Source organism: Burkholderia cepacia ATCC 25416 (assembly GCF_001411495.1).
Classification (GTDB): domain Bacteria; phylum Pseudomonadota; class Gammaproteobacteria; order Burkholderiales; family Burkholderiaceae; genus Burkholderia; species Burkholderia cepacia.
Map to the genome: position 1 here is coordinate 594,467 of NZ_CP012981.1, position 13,691 is coordinate 608,157.

Below are 13,691 nucleotides of genomic sequence, written 5' to 3' on the forward strand. Positions count from 1 at the left end.
CAAGCAAACCTGGAGACAACCATGACGTTCCCCACCGCCGTCAAGATCGTCGAAGTCGGCCCGCGCGACGGGCTGCAGAACGAGAAGACCTTCGTGCCGACCGACGTGAAGATCGCGCTCGTCGACCGGCTGTCGCGCGCCGGCTTCCGCAACGTCGAGGCCGCGTCGTTCGTGTCGCCGAAATGGGTGCCGCAGATGGCCGACGGCGCCGACGTGATGGCCGGCATCGAGCGCCGCGCGGGCACCGTGTACTCGGTGCTCACCCCGAACCTGAAGGGCTTCGAGAATGCGCTCGCCGCGCGCGCCGACGAAGTCGTGATCTTCGGCGCGGCCAGCGAGGCGTTCTCGCAGCGGAACATCAACTGCAGCATCGCCGAGAGCATCGCGCGCTTCGAGCCCGTCGCGAAGGCGGCGAAGGATGCGGGCGTACGGCTGCGCGGCAGCGTGTCGTGCACGCTCGGCTGCCCGTACCAGGGCGAAGTGCCGGTCGCATCGGTCGTCGACGTCGTCGAGCGCTTCGCGGCGCTCGGCTGCGACGAGATCGACATCGCCGATACGATCGGCGTCGGCACGCCGAAGCGCACGCGCGAAGTGCTCTCGGCCGTCACGCGCGTGTTCCCGCGCGAACGCCTGTCGGGCCACTTCCACGACACCTACGGCCAGGCACTCGCGAACATCTACGCGGCGCTGTTCGAAGGGATCGAGATCTTCCACGCGTCGGTCGCGGGCCTCGGCGGCTGCCCGTACGCGAAGGGCGCGACCGGCAACGTCGCGACCGAGGACGTGCTGTACCTGATGCAGGGCCTCGGCATCGACACCGGCATCGATCTCGCGCAGGTCGTCGCTGCCGGCGACTTCATCTCGAACGCGATCGGCCGCGCGAACGTGTCGCGCGCCGGTCGCGCACTGCTCGCCAAGGCGCAGAGCGCGGCCGACGCCGCGAACTGCGTATAACCCCGGTATTCGATGGATTCCTCAACATGACGACACCCGCTTCATTCGATTCCCTCCCCGATTCCGCGCGACGCGTCGCGCTGCTGCTGCGCGAGCGCGGCCATGCGAAAGGCATCGTGATGCTCGCCGAAACCGGCAAGACGTCGGCCGAGGCCGCGGCCGGGCTCGGCTGCTCGGTCGCGCAGATCGCGAAGTCGATCCTGTTTCGCCGCCAGTCGGACGGCGCGCCGGTGCTCGTGGTCGCGAGCGGCGTCAATCGCGTCGACGAGAAGAAGGTCGCCGCGCAGGTCGGCGCGGTCGGCCGCGCGGACGCGAAGTTCGTGCGCGACAACACCGGCTACGCGATCGGCGGCGTCTGCCCGATCGGCCATCTCGTCGAACCCGTCACGCTGATCGACGCCGACCTGCTCGAGCTCGACAGCCTGTGGGCGGCCGCCGGCCATCCGCACGCGGTGTTCAACCTGTCGCCGAACGAACTGGTATCGCTGACGGGCGCGCCGGTCGCGGACGTCGCATTGCGGGAATCCGCATGAGCGACGCCGTGGCACCGGTCGGCACGGTGGCCTCGCCGTGCACCGACGTATGCCGGATCGATCCGCGCACCGACTGGTGCGCGGGTTGCCTCCGTACGCGCGACGAGATCAAGGGATGGCGCGCGTCGGATGACGACGCGAGGCGCGCACTGCTCGCGCGGCTCGATGCGCGGCGGCGCCTGATTGCGAGGAGCGGCGCATAAAAAAAAGCCGTTCAGCCTGACGGGCGAACGGCATCGAGATCGGAATCCTGTGAACGTGATCAACGTCACAGCCCGCATCATACGAGCGACGCGCACCGCTCGCATCGGGTGTTTCCCTACAACTTCTTACAGCGTCTTCCACGCGTGCGCGGGCCCCGCTTTTGCTCGCCATGCGCACGCCATCCGCGCGCAATATCCGCTCCCGAAACTCGCATTCGACGCGCCGCCGTGACACCCGCCGCGACGCCGAATCGTACGACCGTTTCAGTTGCCGACCGCCGCGCGACGCGCGGGCACGATGCGCCAGCCGAGATTCACGCCGGCCGCCGCGAGCAGGATCAGCAGCGCGCCGAGCACCTGCGTCCACGCGAGCGTCTGCCCGAACGCGAAGTGATCGACGACGATCGCGACGACCGGATAGACGAACGACAGCGCGCCGGTCATCGCGGTCGGCAGCTTCTGGATCGCGCCGTACAGCAGCACGTACATCAGGCCCGTGTTGACGACGCCGAGCACGATCAGGTCGAGCCACTGCCCGGCCGTCGCGGGCAGCGTGCCGAAGTGGGCGAACGGCGCGAGCAGCACGATGCCGATACCGGCCTGCAGCAGTGCGAGCAGGTGCGGCGGCGTCCCCTTCAGGTGCTTCGTGACGATCGACGAGATCGCATACAGGAACGCCGCGCCGAGCGACAGCGCGACGCCCTCCAGATATTCGCCCGGCACCGCGAGCACGGCCGGCTCGACGCGCACCACGGCGACGAGCCCGACGAACGCGAGCGCGAGCCACGCGAGCGTCGACGCGGTGATCCGCTCGCGGAACACGATCGCGCCGAGCGCGACGAGCATGAACGGCTGCGTGTTGTAGACGGCGGTCGCCATCGAGATCGATGCACGCGAATAGGCGGCGAACAGCAGCAGCCAGTTCGCGACGATCGCGATGCTGCCGAGCGTCGCGAGCGCGAGCATCCGCGGCGAGAACAGCGCGCGGCGCAGGAAGCCGAATGCCGCGCAGACGATCGCGAGCGTCGCGGCGCCGAACAGGCAGCGGAAGAACACGACGTTCGTCAGCGGCTGCTGCGACGACATCACGAGCCAGCCGATCGTGCCGGACATCAGCATCGCGACGACCATCTCGGCGGCACCGCGGCGAATTTCATTCGAGGCCATCATGAACTCCATTGAAAGAGAGTGGATGACCTCGATTCTAGAAACTTGCTTTCGCCGCAACCACGGCTAAACTGAAGCGAATCAGCCGATTGACCTTCGAAAGCAAAGCGATCATGCCGAAACGCCTTTCCCCGCCCGCCGTCGCGTCGCTCGACGCGACCGACCGCGCGATCCTCGCGGCGCTGGCCGACGACGCGCGTATCGCAACCAGTGAACTCGCCCGGCAGATCGGGCTGTCGGCCCCCGCGACCGCCGATCGTGTGCGGCGGCTCGAGGCCCAAGGCGTGATCGCCGCGTTCACCGTCGAGCTCGACCCGCGCGCGCTCGGCTACACGCTGCAGGCGATCGTCCGCGTGAAGCCGCTGCCCGGCCAGTTGCATCTCGTCGAAGAGATGCTGCGCCGGATTCCCGAATTCGTGGAGTGCGACAAGGTCACCGGCGACGACTGCTTCATCTGCCGGCTCTACCTGCGCACGATCGCGCACCTCGACGACATCCTGTCGAAAGTGACGGAGCGCGCCGAGACGAGCACCGCGATCGTGAAATCGACGCCGGTGCCGCGCCGGCTGCCGCCGCTCGTCGAGGACGACGGCGCGCACCGCTGAGCAGCCGGCACGCGCCGCCCGCGTGCCGTCAGGCGGCCGCGTCGCGCGCCTCGAAGAACGCGAGCAGTTCGTCGATCAGCGCGACGGGCGCCTCTTCGGGAATGTAGTGCCCGCAGTCGAGCGCGCGGCCGCTGACGTCGCGCGCGACGCGGCGCCATTCGTCGAGCGGATCGAAGCAGCGGCCGACGATCCCGTGCTCGCCCCACAGCACGCGCAGCGGGCACGCGACCTTGTTGCCGCGCTCGAGATCCGCACGGTCGTGCTCGAGATCGATCGTCGCGGATGCGCGGTAGTCCTCGCACATCGCATGCACGGCGCCCGGCTGCGCGAGCGCGGCCCGGTACGCGGCGAGCGCCTCGGGCGCGAACGGCGCGAGCCCGGCCGACCGGTTGCCCATCACGCGCTCGATGTAGGCATCGGTATGCGCGCCGACCAGCGTCTCGGGCAGCGGCTCCGGCTGAATCAGGAAGAACCAGTGGAAATACGCGGTCGCGAACGCGCGATCGGTTTTCTCGTACATCGCGAGCGTCGGCGCGATGTCGAGCAGCATCATCCGCTCGACGGCGTCCGCATGATCGAGCGCGAGCCGGTGCGCGACCCGCGCGCCGCGATCGTGCGCGCATACATGGAATTGCTCGAAGCCGAAATGCCGCATCACGGCGACCTGGTCGGCCGCCATCGCACGTTTCGAATACGGCGCGTGCTGCGCGTCGCTCGGCGGCTTGCCCGACGCGCCGTAACCGCGCAGGTCGGTGGCGATCACCGTGAAATGATTCGCGAGCGTCGCGGCAACGCGATGCCAGATCATGTGGGTTTGCGGATGTCCGTGCAGCAACAGGAGCGGCGGACCCGCGCCTCCTTTGACACCGAAAATGTCGGTGTCCTGCACCGTCACGCGAAACGGTGCAAACGCCTCAAACGACATGGTTTGTTTCTCGTTGGTTTGTTATGGCGGTTATTTTAGGAGCGCCGGCGCGTCTTCACAGCGCGGTAAACACCAGAATCCCTAGAAAGAGAACACTCACTCGATTGCCGCCACACCGCGCGATTTGCTAAGCTCGCGTAGAATCGCACGATCGTTCGTATTAATAAGGACGACCTCGTTTTGCAGCTTCGCTTTACCGCTTCGTTCCGCAGCTACACTCGAATGACCGTTCGACCGCAAAGCATGGCGGCGGCGCGACCGCGGCCGCCCCTGGAGACTGGAGACATTACATGGCATTGCCCACCGTCCTGCAGAACCTGACGCTGCCCGTCATCGCGTCGCCGATGTTCATCGTCAGCTACCCCGAACTCGTGCTCGCGCAATGCAAGGCGGGCATCGTCGGTTCGTTCCCCGCGCTCAACGCCCGTCCGGCCGAACTGCTCGACGAGTGGCTCACGCAGATCCAGTCCGAGCTGGCCGACCACAAGGCGAAGCACCCCGACGCCGTGATCGGCCCGATCGCGGTCAACCAGATCGTCCATCAGTCGAACACGCGGCTCGAGCACGACGTGCGCGTGTGCGTCGAGCACAAGGTGCCGATCTTCATCACGAGCCTGCGCGCGCCGGCGCGCGAGATCGTCGACGCGGTGCACAGCTACGGCGGCATCGTGCTGCACGACGTGATCAACCTGCGTCACGCGCAGAAGGCGCTCGAAGCCGGTGTCGACGGGTTGATCCTCGTCGCGGCCGGCGCAGGCGGCCACGCGGGCACGACGTCGCCGTTCGCGCTCGTCGGCGAAGTCCGCAAGATCTTCGACGGCCCGATCGTGCTGTCCGGCTCGATCGCGAACGGCGGCTCGATCCTCGCCGCGCAGGCAATGGGCGCCGATTTCGCGTACATGGGCACGCGCTTCATCGCGACGCAGGAAGCGCACGCGATCGACGACTACAAGCACGCGATCCTGAACGCGAAATCGTCGGACATCATCTACACGAACCTCTTCACGGGCGTGCACGGCAACTACATCCGCGAGAGCATCGAGAAGGCGGGCCTCGATCCGGACGCGCTGCCGGAATCCGACAAGACCAAGATGAATTTCGGCGGCGACAAGACGAAGGCGTGGAAGGACATCTGGGGCGCCGGCCAGGGCGTCGGCCTGATGGACGACCTGCCGAGCGTGGGCGCGCTCGTCGAGCGCCTGAAGCGCGAGTACGACGACGCGAAGGCGCGGCTCGGCATCCCGCGCTGACGGATGCGGCGGCCATGACGGCCGCCGCCGGCGCGCATCCCGTCGGACCAAACAAAAAAGCGCGAGCTGCAACGGCTCGCGCTTTTTGTTTTCATCGCCCCGCCGCGGCGGGATGCGCGGTTCACACCGCGCGCTTCATCCGCGTGATCGGCAGCACGCGCAGGCGCGATTCGATCGACGGGCACAGCGACTGCCCTTCGAAACGCGCCGCCAGGAAATCGACGAACGAACGCACCTTCGCGGACACGTGACGGCGGCTCGCGTAGACCGCATAGATCGGCGCCTCGTGCGGCGGCACCGCATCGATCAGCACCGGCACGAGCCGGCCGGACTCGATGTCGTCGCCGACCACCTCGGTGCCGAGCAGCGCGATGCCCGCGCCCGCGAGCACGGCCGCACGCAGCCCTTCGAGATGGTTCACGATCAGGTTGCCGTTCAGGTTCACGCGCGACGCGGCGGCCGCGTCGATCACCAGCGCGTCGAGCATCGTCGAATTCGAGTCGCGCCGCAGGTAGTTGTGGTGCGCGAGATCGGCGATCGTCTGGGGCGTGCCGTGCTTCTCGAGATACTCGGGCGACGCGACCAGCAGGATGTGCGCGGTCGCGATCTGCCGCGCGACCAGCGACGACGATTTCAATCCGTTCGGCGCCGCGCGCACCGCGACGTCGTAGCCTTCCTCGATCAGGTCGACCACGCGATCGGACAGCGTCATGTCGACGGTCACGTCCGGGAACCGGCCCGCATAATCGGTGACGGCCTGCATCACGTGCCGCAGCCCGAACGCGGACAGCGACGTGACGCGCAGCCTGCCTTGCGGCACCACGCTCGCGGCGCCGACGGCCTGCCCGGCTTCGTCGAGTTCCGACAGCGCCTGCACGAGGCGCTCGTAGTATTCGCGTCCGGCCTCGGTAGGCGCGACGCGTCGTGTCGTGCGATGCAGCAGCCGCGCACCGAGCTGCTGCTCGAGATGCATCACGTGCTTGCTCGCCATCGCAGCCGACATCTGCATGCGCTCGGCCGCGCCGACGAAGCTGCCCACTTCGACGACGTAGCGAAACACATTCATGCTGACGAGGGTATCCATCGAACTCGCTCGTAATGACGGGGGAATGGTCCAATTACGAGATAGGGTAACAAAGGCGGGGAAACAGAAAGGTCAAGAAAGGCAAAACGGCGCCGCGGGTGGCAGGGCAATCGCATGAAGGGGCGTTAACAATCAAGGAGTTACGCGCGGGGTTGTAAACCGAGGCGAATCAAGCGTTTACTACTATCTTTTGCGGAGGCATCGGATGGAGGAAACGCAAGCCTTGAGCATCGAAGACGCGTTCGGCGAGTTACGCGATCCGCGCAGCCGAACGCCTGCGCACGACCTGTCAGAGATGCTGGTGGTGGCGCTGTGCGCGATTCTCTCGGGAGCGGATAGCTGGGTAGCCATTCAGATCTGGGGTGAAGAGAAACTGGAGTGGCTACGCGGCTACGTGCCGCTGCGCAACGGCATCCCGTCCCACGACACGTTTGGACGGGTGTTCGCGGCCCTGAACCCACGTCAGTTCGAGGCGTGCTTCACGCGCTGGATGAGCGGTGCGTTTCCAACCTTGTCCGGCGAGGTCATCGCGATCGACGGCAAGACGGTGCGTGGCTCGCATCGCAATGGGGAGCGTGCCATCCACCTTGTTTCGGCCTTTGGAAGCGGCCTGGGCGTTGTACTGGGGCAGGTGCGCACGGCCGACAAGAGTAACGAGATCACGGCGATTCCGGAACTGCTCGATGCACTACTGCTCAAGGGTGCAATCGTAACGATCGACGCCATGGGCTGCCAGCAGGCGATTGCTCGCCAACTCGTCACGAGCGGAGCCGACTACGTGCTGGCGGTCAAGGAAAACCAGCCGACGCTGCTGGTGGAAGTTCGCACCACGCTCGAAGCCATCGACCGTCTTGCATCCGATGACCGATGGGACTGTTCGAGTGAATATCGGGAGGTCGAGAAGGACCACGGCCGGATCGAAACACGTCGTTGCCTGGTCAGTGATGTGATGAACACATGGCGCGCGGCCGCGCTCTGGCCGGGCATGCGCTCGATCGCTATGGTCGAGGCCACGCGTGAGATCGGCGAGACGGTGTCGGTCGAGCGCCGATATTACGTGAGCAGCCTGCCCGCCGATGCAACGCGCATTGCACACGCCGTACGCTCACACTGGCGGATCGAGAACTCGATGCACTGGGTGCTCGACGTGGCGTTCGGCGAAGATCAATGCAGGGTGCGGGTCGAACATGCGGCGCAGAACTTTGCAATTCTGCGCCGCATTACGATGAACCTGCTGCGCAAGGACACGCAAACCAAGGCGGGCCTCAAGATCCGCCGGCTCAAGGCCGCCACCAGCGACAACTATCGCGCTCAACTCCTTGGCTGGTAAGCCCCTTCATGCGATTGCCCTGCCGCGGGTGGCGGCGCCGTTCTGGCGGGAAAACATGCAGCCCGGACGCGCTTTTCGCGCGCATCCGGCGCGGCGGTCGCGCGTGCGCGTCAGAACTTCGCGCGGATGCCGGCGCCGAACGTGTTGCCGTTCGACAGGCCGCTGATGTGGTCGTTCATGTAAGCAGCGTAGACGTCCGTGCGCTTGGACAGCGGATAGTCGTAGCCGACGGCCCAGGTCTGGCGCGTCTGGTCGAGGCCGCCCGCGTCGCGCGAGTACGCGTACGACGCCATCGCGTTGCCCACGCCGAGCGGCACCGACACGCCGCCCTGCGCGGTATTCACGTGCCAGCTGCCCGCGACCTGGTCGTTCTTCGTATACATGTACTGGCCGAACAGCTTCACGTACTTCAGGTCGTAGGTCGCGCCGACTTGCGCGATGCCCTGGCTCTTCATGCCGGCCACCAGCGCGCTCAGGTCGCGCGGGCCGTTGTTGAAGTTCACGTACTGGTAGACCGCGGTCGCCGCGAACGGGCCGTTCGCGTAGTTGAACTGCGCGCTCCACTTCTTCGAGCCGTTGTCGCCGGCCTGGTTGCCGAACGCGTACATCGCGCCGAAATTCAGGCCACCGAACGAAGGCGACGTGTACGACAGCGCGTTGTTCCAGCCCGAATCGCCGACGGCACCCTGGTCGCTCGGGTAGGTCGGGAACGTGCCGAGGCCGAGGAACACGTGGTACACCATCGGCGAGAAGGTGTACGAGTCGTAGAACGGGTTGAACAGGATCGTCGACAGGAACAGGTGCGTCGTCAGGCGGCCGGCCGTCACCGTGCCGTACGGCGAATCGATGCCGACGTACGCGTTGCGCGCGAAGAACGTGTCGCCCTGGAAGCGGCCGAACTGGCCGTTCTGCGCGCGGAAGAAGCTTTCCAGCGTGAAGATCGCCTTGTAGCCGTTGCCGAGATCCTCGGCGCCGTGCATGCCCCAGTACGACGTCGACATCCCGCCGCCGCTCACGTTCCACGCGCGGTCGCCGCCCGGGAACTTGGTGGCGCCGACCCATTCGTCGACCTGACCGTAGAGCGACACGCTCGACTGTGCATGGACGGGAGCGGTAGCCGCCACGCAGGCAGCCGCGGCGATCAGCTTGACGGACGTGCGCGACGCACGGCGAGCGAATGCTTTCATTGGATCTCCAGATTTTGTCGAATTGTCGATAAGTGGCGCGAGCGTTGTTTTTTGGAGCCGAGTGCTTGCGTCGTATGGGGCGCAGCCATCTTTACGGATCATTCGTCCGGTCAAAATTGCGCACACTTATTGCGGGTATAGCGGCAGCATTAACTTCGCGGAATTGATACATGGCCGGGTACCCGCCGGCGGCCCGGCGTGGACGCGGTCGCACGGCCGGACGGCCGCGTGGCACATGCGAGCCGGGCGCGAAAGATAGCGCAATGCGACGGGAAAATCAGCGGAAATCTGTGCGCGACTGTGGCGAATTCGCATCAGCCGCCGGAGGGACGAGCGCGCGGGCGCTCAGTTTCGGTAGAACGGGGAGAAATACGGCGAGTGCGCAGGCTCTTCCTGCGAGCGGGGCGGCGGCATCGGACGGCCGCCGCGCTCCTCGTTGTAGCGCGCGACGTCGGCGCGGATCGAACCGGCGCGCAGCGGCACGTTGCCGCCGCCCGGCGGGCGCGGCATCTGGCGCACGTCGGCGCTGATCGGGCGATACGGGCTTTGCGCGGCGTAATGACCGTACGACGGCGTCGGCCGCAACCCCCAGCGGGAACCGTAGCCACTCACGCCGCCGGCGCGTGCACCGACGGGGGGCGTAACGTGGCGCCAGACGGGAACCCCGCCGGCCGGCTGACCGTATGCGCGCATGTCGCCGCCACCGAAACCGTGGCCGCCGAATGCATGACCGCCGTGCGGCGGCTGCGCGAGCGCGAACGGCATCAGCAACGCGCCGAGTGCGCCTGCGACCCATCGTCCGATCTTCCGTTTCACCCGTTCCGTCATCGTGCAATGCCTGTCCATGCCCGCCGCCGGCTCCTTTCGGCCGACCCAAGGCTTTCAGCAGTAATTTATGAGCGCGCCGAAAGCGTGTCGAGCCAAAAAGTGTTATGTCGCCGGCATCGGTGTAACACCATGTTACTGCTAGGTTTTTTCACTTCGGCACGCGACCGGGACAGAACATTCTTCTGCCGTTTTGCGCATGGCCGGGCCGGTGCCGCGAACGCGGTCGCATGAGACTGATTCATCAATCGATTCCCACAATGAATTTGTGTAGTGAATCATCAACCGGGACAATGGCGCCATCCGCGCGCGCGACGCGCGCCCCCGTCGTTTCCGAATCGAGTTCCCGATGGCCCGTCCCCGTTTTCTTCCCGACAACTTCACGCTCGCGCTCGTCGGCACCGTCGTGCTCGCGAGCCTGCTGCCCTGCCGCGGCCCGGCCGCCCACGCGTTCAACTGGGCGACCAACATCGCCGTCGGCCTGCTGTTCTTCCTGCACGGCGCGAAGCTGTCGCGCGAAGCCGTCGTCGCGGGCGCGACCCACTGGCGGCTGCACGCGGTCGTGCTGCTCAGCACGTTCGCGCTGTTCCCGCTGCTCGGCCTCGCGCTGAAGCCGGTGCTGCAGCCGCTCGTCACGCCGACGCTGTATGCGGGCGTGCTGTTCCTGTGCACGCTGCCGTCGACGGTCCAGTCGTCGATCGCGTTCACGTCGATCGCGAAGGGCAACGTGCCGGCCGCCGTGTGCGCGGCATCCGCGTCGAGCCTGCTCGGGATCTTCGTCACGCCGGCGCTCGTCGGGCTGATGATCACGTCGCAATCGGCCGCCGCCGCGTCGCCGTGGAGCACCGTCGGCAGCATCGTGATGCAGCTGCTCGTGCCGTTCATCGCCGGCCAGTTGCTGCGGCCCGTGATCGGCGGCTGGATCGACCGCAACCGCGGCGTGCTGCGCTTCGTCGACCAGGGCTCGATCCTGCTCGTCGTCTACGTCGCGTTCAGCGAGGCCGTCAACGAAGGCCTCTGGCACCAGATCCTGCCGCGCGCGCTCGGCGGCCTGCTCGTCGTCAACCTCGTGCTGCTCGCGATCGCGCTCCTGCTGACCGCGTTCGTCAGCAAGCGGCTCGGCTTCAACCGCGCCGACCAGATCACGATCATCTTCTGCGGATCGAAGAAGAGCCTCGCGGCCGGCGTGCCGATGGCGAAGGTGATCTTCTCGGCGAACGCGGTCGGGGCGATCGTGCTGCCGCTGATGCTGTTCCACCAGATCCAGCTGATGGCGTGCGCGGCGCTCGCGCAGCGCTGGGGCGCGCGCGACATGAGCGGCGAGCACGACGAGGGCGACGCGGCATCGGCGCCCGGCGCGCTGAGCGCGGGCAAGCGCTGACGATCGGGGCGGCGGGACGGCCGCCGGGTGGTGCCGTCCCGGGGCTCTGCCTTTCTGCCTTCCTGCCTTCCACCTCCCGTCTCCCGCCTTCCGCCTTCCGCCTTCCGCCTTCCGCCTTCCGCCTTCCGCCTTCCGCCTTCCCCCGCAACGCCCTTCCACCCACGCACCGACACGCCCCCGACGCGATGCACCAGCAACGCCCGTCGCGTCACGAAATCTTCATTCAACTCTCCGCGAGCGGTGCCGTTAAGTCGGGCGTCCCGTCGATTCGGCTGCCCTCGCCCATGCCCGCGCCCCACCCCGACTCCGCCGCCACCCGCACCACGCGCCTGATCGCGGATCGTGCGCTGGCCGCCGTCTTCCAGCCGATCGTCGATCTCGGGTCGGGGACGGTCGTCGGCTACGAGGGCCTGATACGCGGCCCGCGCGGCACCGACCTCGAAACGCCCGCCGCGCTGTTCGCGCAGGCCGCGCGCGACGGCGAGACCATCGCGCTCGAACAGGCCGCCGCGCTCACCTGCCTCGACGCGTTCGCAGCGCTCGGCTGCGACGGCAAGCTGTTCCTCAATTTCAGCGCGGGCACGATCCTGCAGCTCGCGCGCGAACGCGAGCGCGCCCGCCAACTGCTCGACCGTGCGCGGGTCGGCGCCGAGCGCATCGTGATCGAACTGACCGAGCAGAACGCGACGACGGACATCGCCCACATCGAGCCGGCCGTCGCGTCGCTGCGCGACGCCGGCATCCAGTTCGCGCTCGACGACTACGGCACCGCGAACGCGAGCATGAACCTGTGGCTGCGCCTGCATCCGGACGTCGTGAAGATCGACCGCTTCTTCATCCACGACATCGCGCGCGACCCGCTGAAGTTCGAGGCCGTGAAGGCGATGCAGCACTTCGCGCAGGCGAGCGGCGCGCAACTGATCGCGGAAGGCATCGAGAACGAAAGCGACCTGATCGTCGTGCGCGACATGGGCATCTGCTGCGTGCAGGGCTTCCTGCTCGGCCGGCCGAACGCGCGGCCGTCGCGGGTCGTCGCACCGGCCGCGCGCGACGCGATCCGCGCGCCGCACATCGCGGTGTTTCCCGGCGCGACGCGCCCGGTGCGGCCGGCCGGCACGATCGCCGGAAAGATGCTGGTTCCGGCGCCGGCGCTGCCGCGCGACGCGACCAGCAACGACGTGCTCGACCTGTTCAACCGGATGCCCGACCTGCATGCGGTCGCACTCGTCGAACGCGGCCGGCCCGTCGCGCTCGTGGATCGCCGCGGCTTCATCGACCGTTTCGCGCTGCCGTACCACCGCGAGGTGTTCGGGAAGAAGCCGTGCCTGCCGTTCGCGAACGACGCGCCGCTGATGATCGACAACGCGACAACGTTCGAGCAGCTCGCGATGCTGCTCGCGAGCCACGACCAGCGCTACCTCGCGGACGGCTTCGTCATCACCGAACACGGCCGCTACGTCGGGCTCGGCACCGGCGAGAGCCTCGTGCGCGCGGTGACCGAGATGCGCATCGAGGCCGCCCGCTATGCGAACCCGCTGACGTTCCTGCCCGGCAACATCCCGATCAGCGCGCACATCGACCGCCTGCTCCAGCGCGACGCCGGCTTTCATGCGTGCTACGTCGACCTGAACCAGTTCAAGCCGTTCAACGACCAGTACGGCTACTGGCAGGGCGACGAGGTGCTGAAGTTCGCCGCGACGGTGCTGGCCGGCGTGTGCGATCCGCAGCGCGACTTTCTCGGGCACGTCGGCGGCGACGATTTCCTCGTGCTGTTCCAGCGCGACGACTGGCGCCAACGCGCCGCCGACGCGATCGCGCGCTTCAACGACGGCGCGCAGCGCTTCTACACGCAGGCCGACCGGCAGGCGGGCGGGCTGCGCGGCGAGGACCGCCACGGCAACCCGGCGTTCTTCGGTTTCGTGACGATGGCGATCGGCGCGGTCGGCGTGCCGGCCGGCGCGCACGGCGCGAAGCGCTACGGCAGCGACGAGATCGCATCGGTCGCCGCGCTCGCGAAGCGGCGCGCGAAACAGCAGCCGGACGGGCTCGCGGTCGTCGACCTCGATGCGGGCCGCGCCGCGCTGCGCGATCGCGGCGAACCGCCGGCCATGGCAATACGCTGACCAGTGGGCAGCCGCCCCCGTTACTATCTTCCCGTCCCAATAATGGGGCTTTGGCCAGCCAGGCCCGGTATGATTCCCGCCCCCAGTCGCAGTCATGATCCGGGGGGTGTTGTCGCCGGGTCTG

13 protein-coding genes are annotated in these 13,691 nt (G+C 67.4%); 8 read left to right on the forward strand and 5 right to left on the reverse strand.

Annotated elements, in window-relative coordinates:
- The first annotated feature begins 21 nt into the window (after positions 1 to 21).
- Genes APZ15_RS02700 through APZ15_RS02710 form a run of 3 tightly spaced genes read left to right on the forward strand, consistent with a single transcriptional unit; the run spans position 22 to position 1,690 of the window.
- The gene (locus tag APZ15_RS02700; RefSeq protein WP_027788970.1) at positions 22 to 954 is read left to right on the forward strand and encodes a hydroxymethylglutaryl-CoA lyase; all 933 of its coding nucleotides are present in this window, start codon (positions 22 to 24) and stop codon (positions 952 to 954) included.
- Between the two features lie 26 nt (positions 955 to 980).
- On the forward strand, positions 981 to 1,487 hold the full coding sequence (locus APZ15_RS02705) for a YbaK/EbsC family protein (protein WP_027788969.1): 507 nt from the start codon (positions 981 to 983) through the stop codon (positions 1,485 to 1,487).
- A complete protein-coding gene (locus tag APZ15_RS02710) occupies positions 1,484 to 1,690 on the forward strand; it encodes a DUF1289 domain-containing protein (protein WP_027788968.1) in 207 nt (68 codons plus the stop codon). Before APZ15_RS02705 ends, APZ15_RS02710 begins: the two co-directional genes overlap by 4 nt.
- A gap of 264 nt (positions 1,691 to 1,954) precedes the next feature.
- Here the strand turns inward: APZ15_RS02710 and APZ15_RS02715 are convergent, their stop codons facing one another.
- Complete coding sequence (locus tag APZ15_RS02715; RefSeq protein ID WP_027788967.1) at positions 1,955 to 2,857, reverse strand: DMT family transporter; 903 nt, start codon at positions 2,855 to 2,857, stop codon at positions 1,955 to 1,957.
- A 113-nt stretch (positions 2,858 to 2,970) separates the two neighbouring features.
- Here APZ15_RS02715 and APZ15_RS02720 point away from each other — a divergent pair, with 113 nt between their 5' ends.
- A complete protein-coding gene (locus APZ15_RS02720; RefSeq protein ID WP_011353413.1) occupies positions 2,971 to 3,462 on the forward strand; it encodes an Lrp/AsnC family transcriptional regulator in 492 nt (163 codons plus the stop codon).
- Positions 3,463 to 3,490: 28 nt separating this feature from the next.
- Here APZ15_RS02720 and APZ15_RS02725 read toward each other — a convergent pair whose 3' ends face one another.
- Positions 3,491 to 4,387, reverse strand: coding sequence for an alpha/beta fold hydrolase (locus tag APZ15_RS02725; protein WP_021157441.1), 897 nt, complete (start codon positions 4,385 to 4,387; stop codon positions 3,491 to 3,493).
- Positions 4,388 to 4,677: 290 nt separating this feature from the next.
- Here APZ15_RS02725 and APZ15_RS02730 point away from each other — a divergent pair, with 290 nt between their 5' ends.
- Positions 4,678 to 5,637: an NAD(P)H-dependent flavin oxidoreductase gene (locus APZ15_RS02730; RefSeq protein ID WP_027788966.1), complete on the forward strand. Its 960-nt coding sequence runs from the start codon at positions 4,678 to 4,680 to the stop codon at positions 5,635 to 5,637.
- A 121-nt stretch (positions 5,638 to 5,758) separates the two neighbouring features.
- Here the strand turns inward: APZ15_RS02730 and APZ15_RS02735 are convergent, their stop codons facing one another.
- Positions 5,759 to 6,721, reverse strand: coding sequence for a LysR family transcriptional regulator (locus tag APZ15_RS02735; RefSeq protein WP_021157442.1), 963 nt, complete (start codon positions 6,719 to 6,721; stop codon positions 5,759 to 5,761).
- A gap of 205 nt (positions 6,722 to 6,926) precedes the next feature.
- Here APZ15_RS02735 and APZ15_RS02740 point away from each other — a divergent pair, with 205 nt between their 5' ends.
- On the forward strand, positions 6,927 to 8,051 hold the full coding sequence (locus APZ15_RS02740; RefSeq protein WP_049098614.1) for an ISAs1 family transposase: 1,125 nt from the start codon (positions 6,927 to 6,929) through the stop codon (positions 8,049 to 8,051).
- A gap of 110 nt (positions 8,052 to 8,161) precedes the next feature.
- Here APZ15_RS02740 and APZ15_RS02745 read toward each other — a convergent pair whose 3' ends face one another.
- Positions 8,162 to 9,238 (reverse strand): porin, encoded by a 1,077-nt coding sequence (locus APZ15_RS02745; protein WP_027788965.1) that lies wholly within the window; start codon positions 9,236 to 9,238, stop codon positions 8,162 to 8,164.
- A gap of 345 nt (positions 9,239 to 9,583) precedes the next feature.
- A complete protein-coding gene (locus APZ15_RS02750) occupies positions 9,584 to 10,066 on the reverse strand; it encodes a hypothetical protein (protein ID WP_027788964.1) in 483 nt (160 codons plus the stop codon).
- Positions 10,067 to 10,412: 346 nt separating this feature from the next.
- Between APZ15_RS02750 and APZ15_RS02755 the strand changes: the two genes are divergently transcribed.
- Both APZ15_RS02755 and APZ15_RS02760 read left to right on the forward strand, forming a co-directional pair.
- The gene (locus APZ15_RS02755) at positions 10,413 to 11,444 is read left to right on the forward strand and encodes a bile acid:sodium symporter family protein (protein WP_027788963.1); all 1,032 of its coding nucleotides are present in this window, start codon (positions 10,413 to 10,415) and stop codon (positions 11,442 to 11,444) included.
- Between the two features lie 284 nt (positions 11,445 to 11,728).
- Entirely contained in the window at positions 11,729 to 13,567 is a 1,839-nt protein-coding gene (locus tag APZ15_RS02760) for an EAL domain-containing protein (RefSeq protein WP_027788962.1), read from the forward strand.
- The last annotated feature ends 124 nt before the right edge of the window (positions 13,568 to 13,691 follow it).